Here is a 25,625-nt window from a genome sequence, read left to right as displayed (position 1 = left end):
CGTCCGAGAAAATGACGTTGCAGGGCGTCTTCGGATCGCCTTAAAGACGCTGAGACTCTGAATGCAGTTCGAGGACTGGACTTGCCCAAGGATGCTAGCACTCGAGTTTCCGCTGCAAAGCCGGCACCTGTATTGCGTTGGAGGTAGGTGGTGATGTGGCACCCCAAAAAGAATCGTTGGGTGCATAAGTTCCTTCGCATTCAATGCGACATCGATCCTGCCAACCTCAGTCTAGGACCGTAACAGAGGTGCTGACGGACTGGTCGGCTGCGAGCTATTTTTTTGAACGGGAACGTTTGACTACCGCAGTTTCCCCCGTCTGTGCAGTCGACTTCCCTTCCAGGAGCTGTTTTAGCCTGTCAATTTCGTTGAGTGCGTTCGCCAATTCGGATGCAGGAACAAGCTGTTCGCCTGATTGCTGTTCGGCGAGGAGGCCGTCGCGATAGAGCTTTCGCCAACGGAATACCTGATTCGGATTCACGTCATGATTGCGAGCCACAACTAAGACCGTTTTGCCGGGGGTGAAGCTCTCTCTTACTATGGCGATCTTTTCTTTCGAAGAGCGTCGACGACGGTGCTCAGGTCGTGCATTTGCCTGCTTGTTTTCGGTAGAGTTTCGCGCAGGATGGCGTGCATTCGTCGTAGAGCGAATACGGATGATGTCCTGATGTTCGCCTTGCGTGTCGTGGCTCGGGCTCACGTTTGTGTCGGCGAAGAGTGCTTCGAAGCGAAGTCCGAGTTCACGCGCGATTTTCTCAAGAGTGTCCAGGCGTACGTTTGGCGCAGTGCGCTCAATCCGTCCAAGGTAGCCCAGCGGCAGTCCAAGCTCTCGTGTGAGTTGAGCCTGTGAGACATTCCGGCTCTGCCTCGCGGCTCGAATATTCTCACCCACGAGTCTGCGCAGATTGTTTAGTCTCGCTGCGGTCGGCGCTGGGTGGTTGCCATTTGAAAAGAATGCACAGGGGTCGGTTCGCAGCGCCTTGGCCACCTTGCACAGCGTATCAATATGGACGTTGATTTGAGACTTTTCAATTAGATAGAGCGTATTTGGGCTGATGCCAGCTTCGGTAGCCAGCGTAGCGGCGGGTAGGCCGATCTGGTTTCTTATCAAAAACACAGATGCGGCAAACCTCTCTCGAGCGGATGCACCTCGATAGGCCATGTCGATGAAGTACGTGGTCAGTTGGGTGAAGCTTGCAGACGAAGGGTACACCTGTTGCCAAGTAATACGCTGAAGAATTGTTGCGCTGCGGCAGCTTTTCGCGGCGACTGGCAGTCGCGCCTGACACGATGCCTACACGTCATAACGCGACCTGGGTCACTTTCTGGTGAATCTACGCGGAAACAGGCCGGAGTGCTATATATCCCGGTTCAGCTGCTTGGCCCCGCCTCATTGTTACAATTCAAACGCCCGAGTTGCAACTTGAGTTGCGGGCTAAAGTAAAACTTAAGTTGGCAGAGCATCAGCGTGGCTGCGAGCGCATCAGTCAAACAATGCCCGTTGCGTAGTACACGGCGATCACGAAAAAGACGGCCAACGTCTTGATCACCGTCACCGCAAAGATGTCCCGATACGACTGGCGGTGCGTAAGCCCCGTGACCGCGAGCAGCGTGATGACCGCGCCGTTGTGCGGCAGCGTGTCCATGCCGCCGCTTGCCATGGCCACCACGCGGTGCAGCACTTCCATCGGAATATGCGCTGCCTGCGCGCTCTTGATGAAGAGATCCGACATGGCCGCGAGCGCGATGCTCATGCCGCCCGACGCCGACCCCGTGATACCCGCAAGCGCGCTCACCGAGACGGCGGCGTTGACGAGCGGATTCGGAATGCTCTTGAGCGCATCGCTCACGACGATGAAGCCGGGCAGCGCCGCAATCACGCCGCCGAAGCCGTATTCAGAGGCGGTATTCATCGAGGCGAGCAGCGCGCCGGCCACGGCCGCCTTCGTGCCGTCCGCGAAGCGTTTTTTCACACGGCCGAACGCTGTGACGATCACGAGCACGATGCCAGCGAGCAGCGCACCCTGAACCGCCCAGATCGCCACGACCTGTTTGACCGTGGCCGTGACTGGCGTATGAATGCCGGGCAGCACTTCAGGCGGCACGGTTACGGTGTCGCCGTACCAGATGGGAATCCAGTGCGTGAGCAGGAAGTTCGCCACACCCACCAGCACGAGCGGTGCGACGGCCAGCACCGGGTTGGGCAGGTGCTCGGTCTTGACGTGTTCGGGTTCGTTCACGAGCGAGGTGCCGTAGCCTTCGCCCTTCGCCATCGCACCGCGACGGCGCCATTCGAGGTACGAGAGACCCACCACGATGATGAAAAGCGAACCGATCACGCCAAGCGCGGGCGCGGCCCACGCCGTGGTCTTGAAGAACGTGGTGGGAATGATGTTCTGGATTTGCGGCGTGCCGGGCAGCGAATCCATCGTGAACGAAAATGCGCCGAGCGCGATGGCGCCTGGCATGAGGCGCTTGGGAATATCGCTCTGCCGATAGAGTTCGGCGGCGAACGGGTAGACGGCGAACACCACCACGAAGAGCGAAACGCCGCCGTAAGTGAGCAGCGCACACACGGCCACGATCACGGCGTTGGCGCGCGAGCGGCCGATATAGCGGATGGCGGCGTGCACGATCGCTTCGGAGAATCCCGATAGTTCGATCACCTTGCCAAATACCGCGCCGAGCAGGAACACGGGAAAGTAGAGCTTCACGAAGCCGACCATCTTTTCCATGAAGATGCCGGAAAAGACGGGTGCAACAGCGCCGGGGTCGGTGAGGAGGACCGCGGCGAGCGCGGCGATGGGCGCGAAGAGAATCACGCTATAGCCGCGATACGCGGCAAGCATGAGGAACGCGAGGGCGGCGAGAACGATAACAAACGACATGGAGTCTCCTGCGGATCGATCGTGATGCGCGATACGGCTTGTTGCGTGTGCGATGGCTTTCGATGCGGTTTTTAATGCGGCACGGTCACATGGTGCGTCGCAGCGATTGTAGCGAATGGATGTGTCTCCTTATTGCGAGCGTGGCCGCGCGGTTCTGTTGTTGTGCAGAAGAATTTGACGCGACGCCGGTCTGTCAGGCTGTTCAGTGCCCGCTCACCCTCATTCCGCACACCTGAGCCTCGTCATCGAACGGCGTCTTGTCTTCTTCGAATGCATGGCCGTGCTGGCCGACCGTGTGGAGCAGACCACGACCGACCCTGCGCGCCTGAAGTCCCTGGAAGCTCTGCTCGAACTCGTTCACTTCTCCGCCCGACTTTCCTGGAGCCCGTGCCGGATTAGGCCCCTGTCGCGTAGACGCCGCAACGATTCATGCCGCGTGGGTATTGTGGCGCGTCCTTGACGACGCGCCAGGCGCGACCCTGCGCGTGCGGGTAGCTTGGGAAGATTTTTGCCAGTCTGCGCGGCACGTTGCGCGCCATCAATTCAGGACTACAGAACAGGAGGATGCCAATGGCAGAGTCTGACAATGCTGTGAGACTTGTAACGGGCAGGCAGTCTGCCCATATGGAAATTATCCGGCGCCACCGGAACGGCAAGGCTTCAGACGAAGACCGCCGCAAGCCACGCGAGATGCCCGAGGTGTCGGTGGTCGAGTGGGAAGTGCATGAGGAAGTCTGCAAGCCCTACAGGATCAAGGCGCTGGTTTCGACCTCGGAGCCGGTGTCGCGCAAGGACATTCTCGGCCAGTGGGTGAAGTTCAGGTTCCAGACGGAGGAAGGCGCACCGGTTCGTGCGTTCTTCGGCTTCGTGTCCCGTTTTCATTCGGTGACCCGCTCACCGGATGGCTGTACGTACCGTGTCGTGATCCTCCAGCGCCTGGCACTGGCCGACGGCCCAAGCAACTGCGCAACCTATCAGAACAAGTCGTCGCCTGAGATTATTGAGGAGGTCATCGGGCGCAACGACCTGAAACCGTGGACACGGGTGGTCACACGGCTGCGGCGGCAGCATCCCAGGCATGCGTTCCGTTTCCAGTTCAACATGGGCGATTGGGATTACATCCGCCTGGAAATGGAGCAGGCGGGTCTGTTCTCTTTTACGGAGAACGACAAGCACGGCGAAGTGCTGGTGATTGCCGACGACATTGACGGCTATACCCGGCCCGCCATCGAACTGAAGGAGCGTGCGGGCGGCGGGCTGCTGACGTTCGAGGAATCGATTTACTCGCTGAAGGTTCGGACGCAGGCGGTGCCGGATTCCTTCGTCGTGGCTGACTACAACCCCGACAAGGCATTTACCCTGTACCGTGAGGAAGGCCGCGCACGTAACGAGTTCAGCAGCGAGGACGACAACACGATGCTGGGCACGCCCTACGTGTGGGGCACGCACCACGGGGACGCGGAGGGCGCGAAGCGCGAAGCGGTGTTGCGCCATGAGGCGGCGCGCTCACAGCAAGTCACTTGCAAGGCGAAGTCCACGATGCCGGCGATCCGCCCTGGCTGCATCGTCAAGCCCGACACGCTGGAGGCGTACGCGGCGGAAGAAGGCACCGGCCTGGAAACGAAGGAAGGCGTGTTCGTCTTCAAGGTCGTGCATCGCGGCGCGCGCAACCAGAACTATCGCAACACCTTCCATGCGATTCCGGCAGGCCGTCCGTACCGCATGCCCATTGATGAGTCGAAGTGGCCGCGCGTCCATACGCTGGGGTTCACGGTCAAGTCGCCGGACAACTACACGTATCCGTATCTCGACGCCGAAGGCCGCATCGTTGTGCGCTTTCACTGCGACTTTGGCAACTGGCCGAAGGGTGGTGAGAGCGTGCCCCTGCGCATGGCGAAGCCCTTCGCCAGCAAGGACCGCTCGGGCCTGAACATGCCGCCCGTGGATGGTGACCACGGCATAGCGGGCTTCTACGAGGGCAATCCAAACAAGCCCTTCGCACTGGCGTTTCTGCCGTCTTCAGTCAACCCGGACCTCATCAACAGCTCGCGCCGCCGCATCTCGCGCAGTGAAATCCGCACACGTGGCGGCAACAAGATGTGGATGGACGATTGGGAAGGCCAGCGCGGCATCGAACTGAGCACGGAGGAAGCGGGTCGCTCGCAGCTTAACCTGGGCTTCATTCCCGATGGTGATCTGAAGGAAAGGGGAACGGGCGCGGAGCTGCGCACCGGGGGACATCTCGTGGACCGGGGCGGCGCGGGCGTGATGGTCACGGCCTACAACCAGGGCGGCGGCAGCGGCAAGGTGCTCGCCATGGACGAGACGGATGCGCAGTTCAAGGATCACCAGGCACTCAGCAAGTCACTTGCTGATTCCGCCGATGCATCGAAGGCAACGCCCGCTGATCTCGCTGCGCAGCAGGCGATCAACGATGGCCTGCACGAGCTGAAGAAGCCGGGGGTGCTGGTCACCGGCCCTGGTCCGTTGGGTATCGCATCGGGCGATGGCGTGCACGTGGCCGCCGATGGCTCGCTCATCGCAACCACGAAGAAGGGCATGCACTTCAGCACGCTCAAGCGCTTCACCGCGGCTGCGAGCGATCTGGTGTCGCTCTTCTCGCAGAAGGGCATGAACCTCATCACGGCAGCGGGCGACTTCGTGGCGCAGGCCCAGCGCGGGCGCATGCAGCTCGCCTCGCAGGGCGACATGACGGTGGAAACGGTGGACGGCGTGCTGCACGTGAAGTCCCCGAAGGAGATCGTGCTGAACGCGGGTGGATCGTATATCCGCATCGCACCGGGCGGGATCGAGTTCGGCTCGCGTGGCGGTGCGGTGTTCAAGACAAGTGGCCTGAAGAAGATCGGACCCGCGCAGATGGACCTGGGCGGGGCGGCGTTCGCGCCACAGTTCGTGCCGTACACCACCGGGTGCGACGTGTGGCGCAGCAATGCGAACTTCATCAAGGAGATCACGCCCGCGCCTGCACCGAACCCATCGCAGTGGACGGGACTGGTGAATACCGGTGCGGTGCGACCCGCGCCCGCGGCTGCGCCTGCGCCTGCGTTGGATGCGGCGTCGATGGCATCGGCGGGTGAACGCGCCTGCATTCTTCGTCTTGACCGGACCACGGCGCAGGGCACTGTCCTCGATGGCATCGAGGATACCGGGGTGAATGATCGCGGCATGAGCTACCTCGGGGCACGGGTACAGTGCCCTGCGTGCGGCGCCATCGGGATCATTGTCGCGAATGGACCGCGTTCAGAGGATGACGCCATGGACGGCAAGCTGCCCGCGCTGGAGGGGGACTTCTGCCGTTGCAGGTGTTTGCCGATGCCCCAGCTCATCGCCTCGCAGCATGACTGGACTTACGAGAGTTGATACGGAGGAACGATGGCTTTTCGATGGGATGAGCCGATGCTTGAGGAGCGGGAGGCGGGGAAGCCGCCGCCTCTCTGGCTATATGTTGTGCTGCTCGTTGTTGTGGAATGTGTTGCTTTCGGGTTGACTGTGGCGACCTGGCCCAAGGGCAAGTCCGCTAACTCGTGGGAATTCGTGCGCGGCTTGTTGTTGACCGGCCCCGCGTTTTGGGGAGCATTGTGTGCACTTATTTACCACAGTGCCCATGGACAATACGCCTTCGAGACAGCCGTCACGAATCAGGAAGCCTGGCAGCGGAAGCGGTCGTGGCTACGCTCCAGCCGTTCGGGTGTGGGCGTGCTCGATAGCGTCGTGCTCGCGCCCGAGCCAGACCTGGCCGAGCGCATGCTGGCACTCGACGGCACACCGCCCGAGAACCCCGGCAAGGTGATGGCGCTGGAAGAACTGGATGGAGGGGAATCGAGGCTTCACGTCCTGCTGGAAAGGCTGCTTGGCCCCCTTGCCCCGAAGCTGGCTGGGGCCATGCGCAGTGAGTCGTTCCAGCTCATGATGCAGGGGGACCGGGATGACTCGTCCGACGTGATTAACCAGGTGTGGAAGAAGCTCGAGCTGCCGGGATTTCCACGCATCGTCCGCATGCAACCCGACACCGTGCCGAAGTTCGCAGAGACGTGGTTCCAGGCTGACGCCGATCCGCAATACCGGTTGGTTCTCGCGTGGCACCTCAATGACGGTGGGGCGGACGCCCCCCACGAATTCTCTGAATTCGGGGTCGCCCTGCTGCTCGGCTCGCACCAGCTCATGTGGGAAAAGCGTGGCAAGCTCCGGGGGCAGGCGTGGCTGCTGCGCGGGATCGAGACGGAACCCGACCAGGCGGAAGACGCACTGACACAGCTACTCCAGGCTGAACAGGTGGAGTCGAAGCGCATCCGCAACTTCTGGCACAGCCGCCTCAAGGGCCTTGCGCAGCACGCGACCCTGGGTGCTGTCAGGGACAGTGACCTGAAGGTTTCCACACACGCAATCGAAAACGCCATCGGTCCGCAGGCTCCAGCGTCACGATGGCTGGTGTATGCCCTGACGGCGAAGATGGTGCACTTTGGACAGGGTGCACAGCTTGTGGCGCTGCCTGGTGGGAAAGGCGTAATGCTCAATCTGGCGATCAAGGAGCCGCAGGGGGTAAACCTGCCGTGGAAGCACAGCTATGGCTACACCATTGTCCCGGTTGCCGAAGTGCTGTTTGTCTGCCTGTTCGCGTTTGGCCTGTTGCTGCTGGACACCACCCAGGGGTGGAACGGGCTTGATACAGCATTCGTTGTGCTCGCCGTGCTCGGGAGTGCCGCATTTTTCGCCGCCAGATACTTCAGGCGTGAGCAGCTTCTTCATGAGTGCTGGCGTGTTTTGCGCGGAGGGGCGTCGTGATCCCACGGCGGCCGCGTAGACACCGCATCCTGCTGGATCCACCCTTCATCAGGTTTTTGCGGGCGGCCATGTTCATCCTGGCCGTCTATACAAACGTGGTGGGGTGGTTTGCGGCCAAGGACCTCGGCGATTCCCGATCGTCGCGAACAGGATCACGCTGTAGCCGCGATACGCGGCGAGCATGAGGAACGCGAGGGCGGCGAGAACGATAACAAACGACATGGAGTTTCTTGCGAATCGATCGCGGTGCGCGATGCGGTTTTTAATGCGGCACGGCGATGGTGCGTCGCAGCGATTGTAGCGAACGGATGTGTCTCGTTATTGCGAGCGTGGCCGGGCAGTCCTATCGTTGCGCAGAAGAGGAAGCTGGGATGAGCCGGTGAGGTGACAGTCGATGAGTGGAATCGGTGTGAGAGGCCAAAGCGCGGGGCGCGCGCGAGCGGCGCGGGCAGCGCGCCTTGCGGCGACGCTTGCCTGCATGGGTCTTCTCGCGGGCTTTTGGGCGGCCGCCGCACCAGCGCAATCGCAAACCGGCGCCTCCGCGCCTGCATCGAAGGCACAGACCGGCGCGAAGCCAGCGGACGGCCAGCGCAAGAACTGGTACAACGATCCGTTCTTCGCACTTTCGAGCGCGATCAGCGCCTGCCCGCAGCCGCTCGGCCCGCTGATGACGAAAGCCGAAGCCGACGACGATGCCCACTATCGCGTGGAGCGCGGCACGACGTGCTGGCTCGCGCACAAGTGCTCGAAGCCCAACTCGTATCTCTACGATCCGGACATCGCAGCGGCGATTCGTCAGCAACTGCAAGGCGATGCCCTGTTTGCGGGCACTAGCATCTGGATCACGGTGCAGCGCCGTTTCGTCTACGCGGAAGGCTGCGTCGGCCCTGGCTTCGACAGCGCCGCGCTGGAGCGCAGGCTCGCGGCGATTCCCGACGTCGAGCAGGTCTTCGTGCGCGTGAGTTCGGACCCGCGAGGCGCGCTGCCTTACAAGACGCTCTTGACCGCGCCCTGAGCGCGCAAAGGCTGCGCTCGCAGCGATGCATCGCACGTGGCTCGCGGCATGGCACAATCGCAACGTCGAAAAACTAGAAGCCCATCGGGGTGCTCCAAATGACTCGTCCTGGTTCGTCGTTGTTCCGTTTGCGCAGATTGCCGTTCGCGGCGTGCGCGTTCACCTTGATCGCAGGGCTTGCTGCGTGCAGCAGCGGGCCGCCGCTGTTCCTGTCGGACGGCCGTCCGACGGTCCAGGTCCAATGCCCGGCCTCGGGCGATCGCGATTCTTGCGCGCAACAGGCGCGCGCCCAGTGCGCCGGCGCGGGTTACGACACCGTGACGACATCGACCGACAGCGGCAATTACATGCTCGTGTTTGCCTGCCGCAAGGCCCAATAGGGCCCTCCAAGCCTCGCTTGCGCCGCTCAGCCCTCGGCGGCGGCGCCTGTGCCACGCGCCGGCAGATTCAGCAACAGGCGCAGCAGGTCAGGCTGGCGGCGGGTCGCCGTCTTCTGAAAGATCGACTGCAATTGTTTGCGCACGGTGTCGTGCTGCACGCCGACGTGTACGGCGATTTCCTTTTGCGTGAGACCCTCCGCTAGCAAGAGCGCAATACGGCATTCGGCCGGCGAGAGGTCGAAGGCCGTGGCGAGCACTCGCTCGTCGACTAGCGGCGCGGAACGCGGATGATAGAAGGTCAGCGCCGCGAAGGCGCGCAATTCCGAGGTCGAGGCGTCGTCGGCCGTCACCACGTTGTAGAACGCGTAGAGCACCTCCTGCTGGCTCGCAGTGAGCTTCGCCGAGCGTTGCGCGCGACCCGGCGCGTCATGGGTCTGGCCAGGCGGGTCCATTGAGGCGGCGCCGTCCGGCGCATCAGCCGCGACCGTGCTGTCGGGAGCACCTACGATGCGCAACGCGCGAAAGCGCGCCGCCGCCGCCCGCGCGCCGCTAGCGCGGCTACGCAGCCTGGCCTCGCTCACGGCGATGTCCTCGAGCAGGCGCGCGTGATGGGGCGCCGCGAGCGTGAGCCGCCGCCCGCGCACCCGCACGAGCGAGGTCGCTTTCAGGAGCCGCTGCGCGGGCTCGTTGCTATGGAGCACCTCGCCCAGCGCGTTCACGAGCATGGCTGGCGGGCGTGAGCGGTTTGCAAGCGTGTCGGCGTTCAAGGTAAAGCGGCGCGCGTAAAGGCGCACCGCGCGCACGAGGTGCGGCGTGAGCCGCTCGAGCAGTTCTCGGTGCTCGGCGAGCAGCGGCCCGGCCGCGGCGTCCGCGCGCAACGCGAGCATGACCGTGAGTCCGTGCTGCTCGATCAGCTTGCACAGCGCCACGCAGCGACGGCCTTCCTCGAGCGGACAGAGTTCGAAACCGGCTGCACAGTCGCCTTCCGCGCAGTCGAACTCGACGCCGCAATACAGCCACTTGCCTGCCGGGAACGCACGCAGCCACGCAAGGCGTGCGTCGTCGCGATAAAGCGGACGAATGCGCTCCAGCGGTTCCGCGCCGGAGAGTGCGAATCCGTCGCTCCAGGCAAATAGATCGCGCTGCCGCTCAAAGGCAAACAGATGAATCGACGCCATGCCCGTCGTTTCGCGCAATTGCGCGCAAAAATCCTTCCAGGCGCAAGGATTATCGAGTGTGTCGTAAATAACGTGCAGCAGGCGATCGTATTGTGATTCGTTTGTTCTCACGCCATTCTCGTTGTTCGTATTGTGAAAAGCCATCGGCGGCAAAATGCGCTCCGCATAGCGTTCCACAATTGAGGAATATACAGATGCAATAGCCCCCGTTAATCTGCTTTCCGATATGGATGCGGATACAACCGTCAGCGTGGACGAGTGGCCATTGAAATTCCGTGCGGTATCCAACGGATAGCCGGGCACGCTGACCTTATTCTGGTCTGACGGTACGAAAAAAGCCGTAAATCCGCTGCAACGTGCATTTAGCACGGCCAGAAGGCGTGATTACCAAACTTACCGATTATCCGCTGCGTGCGGAAAAGCGGCGATGCGACGAAAGTGAGTGCGCGCTATTTGCGCGAGCTCGATAAAACTTGTCATTACCGGGGCCAGCGATGAATCATCACCAACTCGAAAAGGACATTGAGCATCTCGAACACATCATCGGGCGGCTGTCGGGGCGCGACCGTATTCCACTCTCTTATTGGCGCAGCAGGCTCGAATCCGTTTCCAGCGCGAACCTGGTTCCTTCGCAGATGCAGCGCGTGAAGCGGCTCAACGAAGCGCTGCGCGCGCTCGAAAGCCGTCTGTCACACGAATCGCTCCAGCAGCGCGAGCGCTAACGCCAACGTTTGCGGCAGTTCTGTAAAAAAGCGCTCCTTCGCGGTCGCTCGCGCTCCAAACCGGTCACAATGGCAATCTCGTGACCGAACTGGAGATGATGTTTCATGCCGAGCTACAAGCAACTGACCGCCCAGCTGGAGAAGCTTCATAAGGAAGTGGCTGCGGCGCGTGAAAAGGAAATTGACCAGGCGATCGCCGAGATCAAGGAAAAGATCGCGGAGTACGACATCACTGCGGAAGAACTGGGCTTCACGAGCCGACGCGCAGGCCCCGCGCGCAAGAAGGCGCTGCCGGCGCGCTACATGAACCCGAAGACCGGCGAGACCTGGAGTGGCCGTGGCCGCGCGCCGGGCTGGCTAGCGGGCAAGAACCGCGAACGATTCCTCATCAAGGAATAACGGGCCGATTCTCGCCAGGCCGTTACGCCGGGGTGCGCGAAGCACCCGGCGTGAGAGCAGTACCGCTTCAAGCCTCCCGCAAAAGCTCACCTCACGCACTGTGCCGTGCGAGAGCGGCATGCCGCAATGAGCAGGACAAGGGCGTTCACGCAGTGGGTTCATGTCTGACGCGAAAGGAAAATTTCGCGAAAATGGGGCGCGCCTCGTGGGCGTGCCGGGGGCACGAGGGTGTCGATGGTGCGCTCGCACCGAGGTCCTGTAAAAGCTCACCTTTGGCAATGCGGCGCCAAGCTGCACGTCTAAGCTGTTCGAACCCCATCAAACCTTTAGTCGACGGGACGAATGCCGTGTATCATTCGGTCCCGGCGCCTTTTCGCTTTTTTGCGCGTGCATCCGCGGGACATTCCCGATCGCTCGTGCTATTTGCCGCGCGTAGCGGTCCGCACAGGGCCGCCGCATGTGCATCAAGCGTTATTTGAAAACGCGCCCGCAAGCGCCGCCGCGCTCGCCGCAACCCCCGCCACGCGGCCCGGTTGCCCGAATTCATCTGTGATACCCGTCCTATCCATGTCAGTAGCCGAACTCAGACGCCGCCGCACGTTCGCGGTCATTTCTCACCCGGACGCGGGCAAGACCACGCTCACCGAAAAACTGCTGCTGTTTTCGGGCGCGATCCAGATCGCCGGTACCGTGAAGGGCAAGAAGAGCGGCCGCTTCGCGACCTCCGACTGGATGGAGATTGAAAAGCAGCGCGGCATTTCGGTCGCAAGCTCGGTCATGCAGTTCGAGTACGGCGACGCCGTCATCAATCTGCTCGACACCCCGGGCCACGAAGACTTCTCGGAAGATACCTATCGTGTGCTGACTGCCGTGGACGCGGCCGTGATGGTGATCGACGGCGCGAACGGCGTGGAAGCGCAGACGCTCAAGCTGCTCGAAGTCTGCCGCAGCCGCAAGACGCCCATTCTCACGTTCATCAACAAGCTCGACCGCGAAGTGCGCGAGCCGCTCGACCTGCTCGACGAGATCGAGCAGCACCTGGGCGTGGCCGCCGTGCCGTTCACCTGGCCCATCGGCATGGGCAAGGAGTTCCAGGGCGTGTACGACATCCAGCGCGACCAGGTGCGCGTGTTCCGCGCGGGTCAGGAGTCGCTTGGCGGCGCGGTGGAAACGCTGCAAAACATCGGCGAAGAACAAGGCGAAGCCCGTTTTGGCTATCACTGGAAGCGCACCAAGGAAGAGGTCGAGCTGATCACGGGTGCGACGCCTACTTTCGATCGCGACGCCTTCCTCGCGGGCGAGCAGTCGCCGGTGCTGTTCGGCTCGGCGATCAACAACTTCGGCGTGAAGGAAATTCTCGACGCGCTCGTCGATCTCGCGCCGCCGCCGTCGCCACGCATGGCCGTGCAGCGTCCGGTCTCGCCCGACGAGCCCAAGTTCACTGGCGTCGTTTTCAAGGTGCAGGCCAACATGGACCTCGCGCACCGCGACCGTGTGGCGTTCATCCGCGTGTGCTCGGGCCATTTCGAGCGCGGCATGCAGTTGAAGGTGACGCGCAACAACAAGACCTTCCGCGCGAACAACGTGGTGAGCTTCTTGTCGCAGCGCCGAGAAACCGTGGCCGAGGCGTACCCTGGCGACATCATCGGTATTCCTAATCATGGCACGCTGAGCCTGGGCGATACGCTCACCGAAGGCGAAGACCTGCAATTCACGGGTCTGCCGTTCTTCGCGCCGGAAATCTTTCAGACGATCGAAGTGGTCGATCCGATGCGCGCAAAGCAATTGGGCGAAGCGCTCAAGCAGCTTGGCGAAGAGGGCGCGATTCAGGTGTTCCGCCCGATTCACGGCGGCGCAACGATTCTGGGCGCGGTTGGCCAACTGCAGTTCGAAGTGGTGTCGCACCGCCTCTCGGCCGAGTACAAGGTTGCCGTGCGCCTGATGCCCGCGCGCTATCGTCTCTCACGCTGGGTAACCTGCGACGATCCCGCCGAGTTGCGCCGCTTCACCGATTCGTACGAGGCCCGTATGGCTTACGACGCGTCGAACGCGCCGACCTATCTTGCCTCGCACGTCTCCGAAATCGAGGTCGCGCAAAAGGCCTGGCCGAAGATCGTGTTCAACGAGTTGCGCGAGCATTCGGGCGCGCCGTTCCGTAAGTCGATGTAAAACACGCGGCGCGCTCGCGCCGCGTTTTCAAACAAGCGAAATGCCTTCTCGCGCATCGTGGTGTCACACGCCCAGGGGGCGTGCGACGCCATGCCGCCGCATCTGCGCTCATACGCGCCGGGCGAAAAACGCGCATCGCCTGCGCGCTTGCCCTATCCTCTTCTCGTAACGATAAAAGACGACAAACCGGCGTTCGCCTGTACGGCACGCGCCTGTCCGACCGACGAGGAGTCCCTGTGACCGTACGCAATCTCGATGCGGTGTTCCAGCCGAAATCCGTGGCCGTGATTGGCGCTTCGCAGCGCCCCGGCAGCATTGGCAGCATGGTGTGGCGGCGGCTGATCGAGGGCGGCTTCACGAGCCCGCTCTGGGCCGTCAATCCGCGCCATGCAGGCGACTTTGAAGCATTCGACGGCCGCCCCGTGCTCGCCGACGCGGGCGATCTGCCCGAAGCGCCCGGCGTCGCCATCATCTGCACGCGGCCCGCCACGTGGCCCGCGCTCGTGCATCGCCTCGGCGGCATGGGCACACGCGCGGCGATCATCGTCGGCGAGGCGCGCGACGAGGCCGATCAGGCCGACCTGCGCCACGCGCTGGCGGCGGCGCGCCCGCACTTGCTGCGCATCGTCGGCCCAGGCAGCCTTGGCGCGCTGACGCCCGCGCTCAACGCGCAGCTAGGCGCGGCGGCATCGATTGCGCGCAAGGGCGGCGTAGCGTGGGTTTCGCAGTCCAACGCCCTCACCAATGCCGTGCTGCGCTGGGCCGCCCCGCGCGGCCTCGGCTTCTCGCACGTGATCGCGCTCGGCGACGAAGCCGACGTCGACGTGGGCGATGTGCTCGACTATCTCGCGAGCGACCCGAGCACGCGCGCCATCCTGCTCGAAGTGGACACGATCCGTGCGGCGCGCAAGTTCATGTCGGCGGCGCGTGCGGCGGCGCGCAACAAGCCGGTGCTCGCGCTGAGGAGCGGCCGCGACGACAAGGGCGACGCGCTCTACACGGCGGCGTTCCGGCGCGCGGGCGTCGTGCGCGTCGATACGCTCGATGACCTGCTCGACGAAATCGAAACGCTCGGCGTGGGCCGCGTGGCCGCGAGCGACACGGCCACGCTCATCACGAGCGACCGCGGTGTGGCTGCGCTTGCGCGCGACGCCTTCATGAAGGCTGGCGACACGCTCGCGCGTTGGGATGACGAAGCGCGCGCGGCCATCCAGGCCGCGCTCCCGCATGCACAGGCGGGCAATCCGCTCGTGCTCGGCGACACCGCGAAGCCCGAGCACTTCGGCCTCGCACTGCAAACGCTCGCCACGCACCGTTCGAGCGGCACGGCGTTCGTCGTGCACGCACCCACCCACAGCGCGCCCGTGGACGCGGTGGCGCGCACGCTGATCGAGCAGCAGCGCTATGCGTATCGCGGCATGCTCGCGTGCTTCTTCGGCGGGGTGGACGAAAAAACGCGCGACGAGTTGCACGCGCACGGCATTCCGGTGCACACCACGCCGCGGCGTCTGGCGCGCGGGTTTGCGCGTCTCGTCGATTACCGGCTGGGCCGCGAGCTGCTGATGCAGACGCCCGAAACGATGCCTGCCCAAGGGCCGGCCGCGATCGAGGCCGCGCAAGGCGAGGCACGCGCGGCGCTGGCGGCCGGGCGCACGGAACTGAAAGGGGAGGAGGCGGGCAGATTGCTGGCCTTGTTCGGGCTCGTCACGCAGGCACAGGACGAACCGGGCGTGAAGCCGGTGGTGGACGTGTCGGTGGAGTTTCGCGACGACGATAACTTCGGCCCGGTGTTCCGTTTCGCCGCGCCTTCGCCGGACGATATTTCGCCGCCGCTGCGTGTCTATAGCCTGCCGCCGCTCAATCCCGTGCTCTCTCGCGACATCGTCGCGCACTCGCCCTATGCGCGCTACACGGCGCCCGAGCCAACGCTGGCCGCGCTCACCGAGCTGTCTCAGTTCGTGTGCGAGGTGCGGGAGATCGTGGGCTTGCGTCTGACGCTGCGCGTGCTGCCCGAGGCGGTCGTGGTCGTCGCGCCCTGCCTGCAGCTCGCGGAAAAGCGCAGCCGCTTCGCGATCATGCCGTATCCGCGGCGGCTGGAAGAAACGCTCGAGTGGCATGGCGAGCGCCTCACGATCCGGCCGATCCGTCCCGAAGATGAGGACATGCACCGCATGTTCGTCGAATCGATGACGCCCGACGATTTGCGCCTGCGCTTCTTTTCGGCGGTGCGCAGCTTCGATCACACGCAGCTCGCGCGCATGACGCAGATCGACTACGACCGAGAGATGGCGCTCATCGCGGTCGTGCAGGGCGAGGATGGCCAGCCGCGCACGCTGGGTGTGGTGCGCGCGGTGGCCGACCCGGACAACGAGACCGCCGAATTCGCGGTCACGATTCTGTCGAATCTCAAGCGGGGCGGCCTTGGCCGCTTGCTGATGTCGCGCATCATCGCGTACGTGCGCACGCGCGGCACGCACTGGCTGCTCGGCGAGGCGCTACGCGAGAACGCGCCGATGATCGGCCTCGCGCGCGCCTGTGGCTTCACCGTCACGCCCACGGAAGACCCGGGCGTGGTCGGTTTTCGCATGCCGCTCGACTGAGCGGCGAAGTCAGGCGGCCAGCTTCGCGAGCGCGTCGTCGATCTGGCCGCGCGTGAGCGCGAGCTCTTCGAGCCAGGCGTCACCGTACTGCGCGCCGGTTTCCTTCTCCAGCCGCGCGATGGTAGCGGCGCAGCGCGCGGCGTCCTTGGGCGTGGCGATGAACGCCTTGACCGACTGGCCGCCCTGGAACGCTTCGAACAGCGGCGTGCGGATTTCATCGGGCAGCGCGCGCGTGGTCCACTGATGCGTCTTGCCGTTGAAAGTGAGCGAAGGCGGCAGCACGCGCTCCTTGCGCGTGGCCGGAATCAGGCCGAAATTGCGCGCGGCTTCGGCGATCTGCTCGGCCGTGAAAAGCTCCTCGGGAGCGATCTCGAATTGTGCGATGGCGGTTTCGACGGTCTTCATCGCGTCGGCGCGGTCGTCGCGCTTTTTCTGCGCGCGCGCGACGATGTCGCGCAGTTCGTCGGCTTCTTCGGGCGTGATCGTGAAGCTCGCCTGTTTCTGCTGAAGCTCGGAAAAGCGCTGGAATTCTTGATCGGTCAGGAGTTTCGCCATGGGTTTTCGAATGCGCGGCAGCCATTTGCCGGAAGGCAAGGCGCACAGGTTTTTTTGAGAGGGCCGCCATTCTAACCGTTTTGCGTGGCGGCCTTCCATTTGCGCGGAACGAGCGTGCCTGCGCGCGTGCCGCACATGTAGGACGTGTCCGATTTCATCGGGCGAAGGCGATCCCTATCATCGCCGGATGAACTCATCGCGCCCCTCATCTCAAACCGATTCGCGCCCGGACGCCTTGCTTCAACGCGGCATCGCGCACCTGAACGACGAAAAATACAGCTTCGCCGAAGCGCTCTTTCGCGAGATTCTCGCGCAGGACCCGCATCACGCCGAAGCGCTCCATCAACTCGGCGTGACGCTCGCGCGGCAGTCGCAGTTCGAGGCGGCCGAACACTGGCTGCGCGCGTCGCTCGCCCAGCGCGAGAGCGGGCCGTGCTGGCGCGATCTCGCATGGGCGCTGCTATGGCAGGGCCGCGACGGCGAGGCGATCGAAGCGTATCGCGCCGCGATCGGCGCGGGCGTGCGCGAGGCGCGCGTTTTCAACAACCTCGGCAATCTGCTCAAGAAGCGCAACTCGTTGCCGCAGGCGCAGGCCTGCTACCGCGAGGCCATTGCGACCGACGCGAGCTACGCGCTCGCCTACAGCAATCTCGCGATGCTTCAGCAGGACGCCGGCGAACTCGAAGCCGCCGAGGCAAACCTCACGCAAGCGCTCACGCTCGCTCCGAACTCGCCGCATCTCTGGCAGTGCTATGGCGGTTTGCTGGAGCGTCTGAACCGCATAGACGAAGCCGATGAAGCGTATTGCCGCGGCGGCCGCTGGGAAGCCGCGCAATTCGTGCGCCGCCGCGAGGCGCACTGGCAGCAGCTCACCGAGATCGACGCGGCAGCGCTCGCCATGGTGTCGGCGGGCACGGCGGACAACCTCACGCCCTGGTGCCTGCTCGGCATCCCGGCGCTCACGCCGCAGCTGCATCGCGAAGCGGGGTCGCGCTTCGCGCAGAGCCGCTGGCGCGGAGAACTGGCCGCGGCGCCGCTCGTGGCGCGCGGCGCGGGGCTCGCTGCCGCGCTGGCACGCTGCAGAGCGGGAGAGCGGCTACGCATCGGCTATCTTTCGGCGGACTTTTACGATCACGCCACGCTGCGCCTGTTGGCGGGCGTGCTCGAACTGCACGACGCCATGCGCTTCGACGTTCATCTGTATTCGTACGGGCCCGACCCCGACGCCGCGGCTCGCGCGCGCTTAGCGCACGTGCCGGGCACGTGGCACGACATCGGCCCGGTGTCCGACGCCCGGGCCGCCGCCCAGATCGCGCACGACGGCATTCACCTGCTCGTCGACCTGAAAGGCTATACAACGGGCGCGCGGCTTGGCATCACGGCGCTGCGGCCCGCGCCCGTGATCGTGAGCTGGCTGGGCTATCCCGGGTCGCTCGGCCACGCGCGGCTAGCGGACTACCTCATCTCCGACTCCATCGTCACGCCGCCTGATGCCGCCTCGCACTACAGCGAGACGCTGGCGCTGATGCCGCATTGCTACCAGCCGGTCGATCACCGCCGCCAGAGCGCGCCGCCGCCCTCGCGCGCGCAAGCGGGTTTGCCCGAAACCGGCTTTGTGTTCTGCAGCTTCAACCAGACCTTCAAGTTCAACGCGCCGATGTCGGCGCTGTGGGCGCGACTGCTCAAGGCCACGCCCAGCGGCGTGCTTTGGCTGCTCGATCCGGGCTCGGAGCGCGCGAAAGCGAACCTGCGCAGCTTTTACGAGACGCAAGGCGTCGATCCCGCACGCGTGATCTTCGCCCCGCGCGTGTCGCAGGAAGCGCACCTCGCGCGCCTGCCACTCGCGGACCTCGCGCTCGACACGCTCCCGGTGGGTTCGCACACCACGGGCAGCGACGCGCTCTGGGCCGGCGTACCGATGGTGACGGCGCCGGGAACGTTGTTCGCGGGCCGCGTGGGGGTGAGTCTGCTGCACGCGGCGGGGCTCTCCGAACTCGTCGCGCACGATCTCGACGCGTACTTCCAGATCGCGCTCGGCTTTGCCACCGACGCGGCATGGCGCGCCGGGGTGCGCGAAAAGCTCGCAGCCGCGCGTCGCACGTCGCCATTGTTCGACACGGCGCGATTCACGCGCGACCTCGAGCGTCTCTACATGGCGATCGCTCAGCGGGAGGCGCAGGGCTCAACGGAGGAATCGAGCGATCGTACGCCCGTGGTCGTGCAGTAGACGAGGTACGCATTCGCATGACGGCGCGCCTGGTCGCGCAACCGGGCCGACGGCTCGATCATCTCCATGCACGAGAATCTGTGGATCATCACGTTCGGCGCAGGGCGCTGGGTCATCAAGCAGCGTTCTTACTGAGCAGCACTGAACGTTACGCCGCGCCGTCCTCGCGAAACATCGACAAGGTCTGCACGGTCGCGCTCAGCATTTGCGTGGCCTCGTCGAGCGAGGGCGCGACATAGTCGTCGATGCGCTTGAGGAACGGGCAGGTCAGCGCCGCGATCGCCTGACCCGAAGGCCCGAGCACCGGAAACGTGACGTCCGTCACGCCGAAAATCTGCTGGCTGTCCTTGCGCGAGAAGCCCGCCTCGCGCACCTGCGCGCACGCGGCTTCCAGCGCCGCGTGATCGATAGCCACCTCGCCCTTCACCTTCGTATGCTCCGCAAGCATGTGCGCGCGCTGCTCCGGCGTTTGCCAGGCGAGGAGCGTGCGGCCCGAACTCGTATCGACGAGGCCCACGCGCGAACCCAGCCGCACGGCAATGCCCCACGTGCCCGGCCCGTCCACCTGCGCGATCACCAGCAGGTTGCCGCGGTCGTACACGCTGAGATGGCAGGACTGCTCGGCTTCGTCGGCGAAGCGCTGCATGAGCGGCAGCGCTTCCGAAATCAGGCGCTCCATGGGCGGGTGACGGTGCGCGAGCGCAAAGAGCTTCAGGCTCAGCGCATAGCGGTCGCCGCCCTCCGAGCGGATGACGTACTGGCGCGCCACCAGTCGCTCGAGCATGCGGTAGATCTCGCTCGCGTTGCGCCCTAGCGCCTTCGTGATCTCGGCGCGCGTGAGGCCGGCGCGCTGCTCCGCAAGCAGTTCGAGGATGTCGAGCCCCTTGTCCAGCGCGGGCGCGCGATAGCGATCGGCGTCGTCTTTCTCTTCGGCTTCTTCGGGCACGTTGTCCATCTGGCTTTTTTTCGCGTTCTTTTCCATTTGATCGTCCCCAGGGAAATCACGGACCCATGCTGCACTGCACATCGCTTGACCTTGTGATGTGCGTATATGAATAATACGTTCACTGGTGAATATAAACCAGCGTCGTCAGGTAGAGAAGAGGCAGTTGCAACGGGTCGCCGGCGCTTCGAGCATTCCACGTGGGCGCGGCGAACACATGTCATTCAACAAACGAAGGATCGATCGTGCCGGGCACAGAAGTGCCGCGATCGACCGAGAAGGAGACACACATGGCGTTCGCATCCGGGCTCTCGAAGGCCCGCCGCTCCACCGCAATTCACACCGCGCGCGGCTCCTTCGCCCGCGCCGCCAAAAAATCGCTTTGCGTCGCCGCGGCCTGCGCTGCAGCGTTCGGCGCGTCGAGTGCAGTCAACGCAGCCGAAGTCGGCAAGGTCGGCCTGGGTCTGCCGCTTCTCACTTCGCCGTTCTGGCAGTCATACAACAACTACCTCGGCGCTTATGCGAAGCAGGACGGCATCGACATTCTCGCGCCCGTGAACTCGAACAACGATCCCGCCCAGCAGATCACGGACATGAACAACATGATCAATCTGGGCGCGAAGGGCATCGTGGTCGGGCCGATCGATTCGGCTGCGATTAGCCGTGCGCTCGGCAATGCCGCGCAAAAGGACGTGAAAGTCGTGGCCGTGGACGTCGCGCCCACGCAGGGCAACGTCGCAATGGTCGTGCGCGCCGACAATCGCGCCTACGGCGAGCAGGCCTGCAAATACATTGGCGAGCATGTGAAGTCGGGCAAGGTCGTGCAGATCATGGGCGATCTCGCCTCGGTGAACGGGCGCGACCGCTCGGAAGCATTCCGCGCGTGCCTGAAGAACTATCCGAATCTGTCGCTGCTCGAAATTCCGGCCGGCTGGAAGGGCGACGTGGCGGCGAGCGCGCTGGACAGCCTGCTAACCGCGAACCCCGACGTGAAGGGCATCTACATGCAGGCGGGCGGCGTGTATCTCTCGCCCACGCTGCAAACGTTGCGTCGCAAGCAGTTGCTCTTTCCCGCGGGTGATCCGAAGCACATCGTGATCGTCTCCAATGACGGCATTCCGCAGGAGTTCGAAGCAATTCGCAAGGGCGAGATCGATGCGACCGTCTCGCAGCCCGCCGATCTCTACGCGAAGTACGGTCTCTACTACATCAAGGCTGCGCTGGAGGGCAAGACGTTCAAGCCGGGCAAGACCGATCACGACAGCACCATCATCCAGTTGCAGTCCGGCATTCTCGAAGACCAGTTGCCGGCGCCGCTCGTGACGAAGCAGAACGTCGACGACAAGAACCTGTGGGGCAACACCGTCAAATGAACGATCGAACGAGCGATCGGGCCGTAGCGGATAGCGCGCCGCCTTGGGGCGGCGCGGTATCGGTGGGCAGCCGCGAGGCGGCGGCGCGGGCTCTCGCGCCTGTGGTCGAGGCGAGCGGCGTGACGAAGCGTTATGGCTCTACGGCGGCGCTCGCCGACGTGAGCCTGCGCGTGATGGCGGGCGAGTCGCACGCGCTGGTGGGCCGCAACGGCGCGGGCAAGTCCACACTCGTTTCGATCCTCACTGGTCTGCGCAAGCCCGACGAAGGCACTGTGCGTTTCAACGGCGAGAGCGCGCCCGCGCTCGCCGACCGTGACGCCTGGCGCGAGCGTGTGGCCTGCGTGTATCAGCACTCGACCATCATCCGCGATCTCACGGTTGCGGAGAATCTCTTCATTAATCGGCAGCCCAGGCGGCGCGGCGTGATCGACTGGCCGACCATGCGCCGCGATGCGCGAGCGCTGCTCGACCACTGGCGTATCGACGTGCGCGAGGACGCGCGCGCGGGCGACCTCACGGTTGAAGCGCGTCAGCTCGTGGAGATTGCGCGGGCGCTTTCGTACGGCGCGCGTTTCATCATCCTCGACGAACCGACCGCGCAGCTCGACGGTGAGGAAATCAAGCGCCTCTTCCGGCGGATCGACGAGTTGCAGCGCGAAGGTGTGACGTTCCTGTTCATCTCGCACCATTTGCAGGAGGTGTATGAGATCTGCCAGGCCGTAACGGTGCTGCGCGACGCGCGTCATATCGTGAGTGCGAGCGTGGCCGCATTGCCGCGCGAGAAGCTCATCGAAGCCATGACGGGCGAACGCGGCGGCCTGAATGTCGCCGATGCGGCGGCGCGCGCAGCGCTGCCCGCCAACGCGCCTCTCGCACTGGAAGTGCGCGGCCTCACGGGCCGCGACTATCACGACGTGTCGTTCACGCTAAAGCGCGGCGAAGTGGTGGGCCTCACGGGCGCGACGAGCAGCGGACGCACGAGCGTAGGCGAGGCGATTGCGGGACTCGCGGCGCAGCGCTCGGGCGAGATCCGCGTGAAAGGCGCACCGCTCACGCCCGGCGACGTGCCCGCGGCGCTTGCGAGCGGCGTCGGTTGCGTGCCGAAGGACCGCCATCACGAAGGGCTCGTGCTCACGCAGTCGGTGGCCGAGAACGCTTCCATGACGATTGCGGGGCTGCTGGGCCGCTTCGGTTTCGCGCCGCCGGCGAAGAAGCACGCATTTGGCAAGCGCATGATCGAGTCGCTCGGCATCGTCGCGCAAGGTCCGGACCACGTGGTTTCGGGTCTTTCAGGCGGCAACCAGCAGAAGGTGGTGATGGCGCGTGCATTGGCAAGCAATCCTGATGTTCTCGTGCTGATCGACCCCACGGCGGGTGTGGACGTGAAATCGAAGGAAGCGCTGCTCTCCGTCGTGGACCGCGTGCGCGACGAAGGCAAGGCCGTGCTCGTGGTGTCGAGTGAACTCGACGACTTGCGCACCTGCGACCGCGTGCTCGTGATGTTTCGCGGCGCGGTGGTCACCGAGAAGGCGGCCGGATGGCAGGACCACGAACTGATCGCATCGATTGAAGGAGTCGATCTCCATGAAGAATAGTGTTTCGACGCCCGCGTTCGCCGCGGCGCAGGCTACGAATGTTGGCCGTGCGCGTCCCCGCATCGAGCTGGCGCGCCTGCGCGATTTCGCGCTGCTGCCCGCGCTGGTGCTGTTGCTCGTCATCGGCGGCTTCGTGAGCCCGAGCTTTCTCACGCGCGCGAATCTCATCAGCGTGCTCGGCGCTTCCGCGGCGCTCGCGCTCGTGGTGCTCGCCGAATCGCTCATCGTGCTCACGGGCAAGTTCGATCTCTCGCTCGAATCGACCGTGGGCATTGCGCCCGCCGTTGGCGCGATGCTCGTCATGCCGGCGGCGTCGGCGGGATTCGGAACGCAATGGCCTGCGTTCGCCGGGCTCGCCGCCATCGTGCTGGTGGGCGCGCTGATCGGTTTCATCAACGGCTTTCTCGTCGTGCGGCTGCGGCTGAACGCCTTCATCGTGACGCTCGCCATGCTGATCGTATTGCGCGGGATGCTTGTGGGCGCAACGAAAGGCGGCACGCTCTTTGACATGCCTTCGTCGTTCTTCGCGCTCGCCACGACCATCGTGCTCGGCCTGCCGGTTTCCGTGTGGCTCGCCGCCGCCGCGTTCGCGATCGCCGCGTTCATGCTGCGCTACCACCGCGTGGGCCGCGCACTCTATGCGATCGGCGGCAATCCCGACGCGGCGCGCGCCGCCGGCATCCGCGTGGAGCGCATCACGTGGGGCGTGTTCGTGCTCGGCAGCGTGCTTGCCGCGATTGGCGGCTTGATCGTCACCGGCTACGTGGGCGCGATCAACGCGAATCAGGGCAATGGCATGATCTTCACGGTGTTCGCGGCGGCGGTGATCGGCGGCATTTCGCTCGATGGCGGCAAGGGCACGATGCTGGGCGCGCTCTCGGGCGTGCTGCTGCTCGGCGTGGTGCAGAACCTGCTCACGCTCGCCCAGGTCCCGTCGTTCTGGATCCAGGCGATCTACGGGGCGATCATCCTCGGCTCGCTGATGGTGGCGCGGCTGGCGGGCGGCGAGGCACAGAACTAAAGGCGGAGACTATCTGTGAACAGCAACGCACCCCATACGGACGCCCGCCTCATCCTGCTCGCCCCTGAGGACAACTGTCTGATCGCGGCGGCGCGCCTCGCGCAGGGCGAGACGGTCGAGATAGAAGGCGAGCGCGTGACGCTCGCGAAGACGATCGAACTGGGTCACAAGGTGGCGCGCCTCTCGCTCGCGAAAGACGAGAAGGTGCTGCGCTACGGCGCGCGCATCGGCCACGTGAATGCACCGGTGGCGCGTGGCGAGCATCTGCACACGCACAACCTGGAGAGCGATTATCTGCCGACCTATACGCACGACGCGGGGCACGAGTTCGTGCCGCACAAGTCGTGACCCAATGATGCGGTATGCGCAGGGAGCAGGATTCAAGTCATGAGCGATAGCAACATCACTACTTCACAAACCGCCGGGCCGATGCTCGAAGGCTGGCTGCGCAACGACGGCCGCAAGGGCATTCGCAACGTGGTTGCGGTGGCCTATCTCGTGGAATGCGCGCACCATGTGGCGCAAGAAATCGTCGCGCAGTTCCGCGAGCCGTTCAACGCTTTCGACGATCCGCACGCGGAACATGAGCCGCCTGTGCATCTCATCGGCTTCCCTGGTTGCTTTCCGAACAGCTACGCGGAGAAGATGATGAAGCAGCTCACCACGCATCCGAACGTGGGCGCGGTGCTGTTCGTTTCGCTCGGCTGCGAAAGCATGAACAAGCACTATCTCGTGGAGCAGGTTCGCGCGAGCGGGCGACCCGTAGAAGTCCTGACGATTCAGGAAAAGGGCGGCACGCGCAGCACGATCCAGTACGGCCTTGACTGGGTGCGCGGCGCGCGCGCGCAACTTGCCGCGCAGAAGAAGGTGCCGATGCGCCTCGACGAACTCGTGGTCGGCACGATTTGCGGCGGCTCGGACGGCACGAGCGGCATCACCGCGAACCCAGCCGTGGGCCGCGCCTTCGATCAACTGATCGCGGCGGGGTCGGCCTGCATCTTCGAGGAAACTGGCGAACTGGTGGGCTGCGAGTTCCACATGAAGAGCCGGGCGGCCACGCCCGAACTGGGTGCGGAGATCGTTGCATGCGTGGCCAAGGCGGCGCGCTATTACTCGATTCTCGGCCACGGTTCGTTCGCCGTCGGCAACGCGGACGGCGGGCTCACCACGCAGGAAGAGAAGTCACTCGGCGCGTATGCGAAAAGCGGCGCCTCGCCGATCGTCGGCATCGTGAAGCCAGGCGACGTGCCGCCCACGGGCGGTCTCTACCTGCTCGACGTCGTGCCTGATGGCGAGCCGCGCTTCGGCTTTCCGAATATCAGCGACAATGCGGAAATCGCGGAGCTGATTGCATGCGGCGCGCACGTGATTCTGTTCACGACGGGGCGCGGGTCGGTGGTGGGCTCGGCGCTTGCGCCCGTCATCAAGGTGTGCGCGAACCCGCAGACCTACCGCAACCTCGCCGGCGACATGGACGTGGACGCGGGCCGCATTCTGGAAGGCCGCGCGACGCTCGACGAAGTGGGGCGCGAAGTGTTCGACCGTACGCTGGCGGTAGCCGGCGGCGAGCGCTCGAAGTCGGAAATGCTCGGGCACCAGGAGTTTATCCTGACGTACAAGACCTTCGAGCCAGTCGGCCCCGCATGCCTGCCCGCTAGTGCGCGCGTGCCGATCGTCGAAGCCGTGAACTGAAAAGTGCTTTTAGACGCGCAGTTAAACCGTTCCGTTGTTGGCACAACCATCTCCCGGAGGTGACG

General features: G+C 64.3%; 20 protein-coding genes. 14 read left to right on the top strand and 6 right to left on the bottom strand.

All coding sequences use genetic code 11. From position 1 onward, the window contains the following. Positions 1-274: 274 nt before the first annotated feature. The 3 genes from L0U83_RS40860 to L0U83_RS22555 form a co-directional block, all read right to left on the bottom strand. Positions 275-1,213, bottom strand: coding sequence for a helix-turn-helix domain-containing protein (locus tag L0U83_RS40860; RefSeq protein ID WP_373321079.1), 939 nt, complete (start codon positions 1,211-1,213; stop codon positions 275-277). Between the two features lie 274 nt (positions 1,214-1,487). Then, positions 1,488-2,888 carry a GntP family permease gene (locus tag L0U83_RS22560; RefSeq protein WP_233886313.1) on the bottom strand — a complete coding sequence of 467 codons (1,401 nt, stop codon included), beginning with the start codon at positions 2,886-2,888 and terminating at the stop codon, positions 1,488-1,490. Between the two features lie 202 nt (positions 2,889-3,090). Next, positions 3,091-3,249 (bottom strand): hypothetical protein, encoded by a 159-nt coding sequence (locus tag L0U83_RS22555; RefSeq protein WP_233886312.1) that lies wholly within the window; start codon positions 3,247-3,249, stop codon positions 3,091-3,093. A 263-nt stretch (positions 3,250-3,512) separates the two neighbouring features. On the opposite strand from L0U83_RS22555, the gene vgrG reads away from it, so the two are divergent. The 4 genes from vgrG (at position 3,513) to L0U83_RS22535 (ending at position 9,086) form a co-directional block, all read left to right on the top strand. Continuing rightward, positions 3,513-6,269 carry a type VI secretion system tip protein VgrG gene (gene vgrG, locus L0U83_RS22550; protein ID WP_233886311.1) on the top strand — a complete coding sequence of 919 codons (2,757 nt, stop codon included), beginning with the start codon at positions 3,513-3,515 and terminating at the stop codon, positions 6,267-6,269. A gap of 12 nt (positions 6,270-6,281) precedes the next feature. Beyond that, positions 6,282-7,691 carry a KPHS_23130 family T6SS system protein gene (locus L0U83_RS22545; protein WP_233886310.1) on the top strand — a complete coding sequence of 470 codons (1,410 nt, stop codon included), beginning with the start codon at positions 6,282-6,284 and terminating at the stop codon, positions 7,689-7,691. 478 nt (positions 7,692-8,169) lie between these two features. Continuing rightward, complete coding sequence (locus tag L0U83_RS22540; RefSeq protein ID WP_308445068.1) at positions 8,170-8,706, top strand: BON domain-containing protein; 537 nt, start codon at positions 8,170-8,172, stop codon at positions 8,704-8,706. 98 nt (positions 8,707-8,804) lie between these two features. Further along, positions 8,805-9,086, top strand: coding sequence for a hypothetical protein (locus tag L0U83_RS22535; RefSeq protein WP_233886308.1), 282 nt, complete (start codon positions 8,805-8,807; stop codon positions 9,084-9,086). Positions 9,087-9,112: 26 nt separating this feature from the next. On the opposite strand, the gene L0U83_RS40705 is transcribed toward L0U83_RS22535, so the two are convergent. Next, on the bottom strand, positions 9,113-10,375 hold the full coding sequence (locus L0U83_RS40705; RefSeq protein ID WP_233886307.1) for a helix-turn-helix domain-containing protein: 1,263 nt from the start codon (positions 10,373-10,375) through the stop codon (positions 9,113-9,115). Between the two features lie 383 nt (positions 10,376-10,758). Here L0U83_RS40705 and L0U83_RS22525 point away from each other — a divergent pair, with 383 nt between their 5' ends. The 4 genes from L0U83_RS22525 (at position 10,759) to L0U83_RS22510 (ending at position 16,154) form a co-directional block, all read left to right on the top strand. Further along, a complete protein-coding gene (locus L0U83_RS22525; protein ID WP_233886306.1) occupies positions 10,759-10,986 on the top strand; it encodes a hypothetical protein in 228 nt (75 codons plus the stop codon). Positions 10,987-11,091: 105 nt separating this feature from the next. Next, on the top strand, positions 11,092-11,385 hold the full coding sequence (locus L0U83_RS22520; protein ID WP_069261447.1) for an H-NS histone family protein: 294 nt from the start codon (positions 11,092-11,094) through the stop codon (positions 11,383-11,385). 567 nt (positions 11,386-11,952) lie between these two features. Continuing rightward, positions 11,953-13,554, top strand: a complete 1,602-nt coding sequence (locus tag L0U83_RS22515; protein ID WP_233886305.1) for a peptide chain release factor 3 — start codon at positions 11,953-11,955, stop codon at positions 13,552-13,554. Positions 13,555-13,790: 236 nt separating this feature from the next. Beyond that, entirely contained in the window at positions 13,791-16,154 is a 2,364-nt protein-coding gene (locus L0U83_RS22510; RefSeq protein WP_233886304.1) for a bifunctional acetate--CoA ligase family protein/GNAT family N-acetyltransferase, read from the top strand. A 9-nt stretch (positions 16,155-16,163) separates the two neighbouring features. On the opposite strand, the gene L0U83_RS22505 is transcribed toward L0U83_RS22510, so the two are convergent. Continuing rightward, positions 16,164-16,709, bottom strand: a complete 546-nt coding sequence (locus tag L0U83_RS22505) for a hypothetical protein (protein WP_233886303.1) — start codon at positions 16,707-16,709, stop codon at positions 16,164-16,166. Between the two features lie 235 nt (positions 16,710-16,944). On the opposite strand from L0U83_RS22505, the gene L0U83_RS22500 reads away from it, so the two are divergent. Next, entirely contained in the window at positions 16,945-18,936 is a 1,992-nt protein-coding gene (locus L0U83_RS22500; protein WP_233886302.1) for an O-linked N-acetylglucosamine transferase, SPINDLY family protein, read from the top strand. Between the two features lie 148 nt (positions 18,937-19,084). Here L0U83_RS22500 and L0U83_RS22495 read toward each other — a convergent pair whose 3' ends face one another. Continuing rightward, a complete protein-coding gene (locus L0U83_RS22495) occupies positions 19,085-19,918 on the bottom strand; it encodes an IclR family transcriptional regulator (RefSeq protein ID WP_233886301.1) in 834 nt (277 codons plus the stop codon). Positions 19,919-20,169: 251 nt separating this feature from the next. Here L0U83_RS22495 and L0U83_RS22490 point away from each other — a divergent pair, with 251 nt between their 5' ends. From L0U83_RS22490 to L0U83_RS22470, 5 genes are read left to right on the top strand one after another with little or no spacing between them, the layout of a single operon-like run. After that, the gene (locus L0U83_RS22490) at positions 20,170-21,252 is read left to right on the top strand and encodes a sugar ABC transporter substrate-binding protein (RefSeq protein ID WP_233886300.1); all 1,083 of its coding nucleotides are present in this window, start codon (positions 20,170-20,172) and stop codon (positions 21,250-21,252) included. Next, positions 21,249-22,847 (top strand): sugar ABC transporter ATP-binding protein, encoded by a 1,599-nt coding sequence (locus L0U83_RS22485; RefSeq protein WP_233886299.1) that lies wholly within the window; start codon positions 21,249-21,251, stop codon positions 22,845-22,847. Before L0U83_RS22490 ends, L0U83_RS22485 begins: the two co-directional genes overlap by 4 nt. Continuing rightward, entirely contained in the window at positions 22,837-23,868 is a 1,032-nt protein-coding gene (locus tag L0U83_RS22480; RefSeq protein ID WP_233886298.1) for an ABC transporter permease, read from the top strand. Before L0U83_RS22485 ends, L0U83_RS22480 begins: the two co-directional genes overlap by 11 nt. Before the next feature lie 15 nt (positions 23,869-23,883). Then, complete coding sequence (locus L0U83_RS22475) at positions 23,884-24,216, top strand: UxaA family hydrolase (RefSeq protein ID WP_233886297.1); 333 nt, start codon at positions 23,884-23,886, stop codon at positions 24,214-24,216. A gap of 39 nt (positions 24,217-24,255) precedes the next feature. Beyond that, positions 24,256-25,560, top strand: a complete 1,305-nt coding sequence (locus L0U83_RS22470) for a UxaA family hydrolase (protein WP_233886296.1) — start codon at positions 24,256-24,258, stop codon at positions 25,558-25,560. Positions 25,561-25,625: the final 65 nt, after the last annotated feature.

The organism is Paraburkholderia flagellata, assembly GCF_021390645.1.
GTDB classification, from domain to species: domain Bacteria; phylum Pseudomonadota; class Gammaproteobacteria; order Burkholderiales; family Burkholderiaceae; genus Paraburkholderia; species Paraburkholderia flagellata.
The sequence above is the reverse complement of the archived record's forward strand: the minus strand, read 5'-3'. Positions and strand labels throughout refer to the sequence as shown.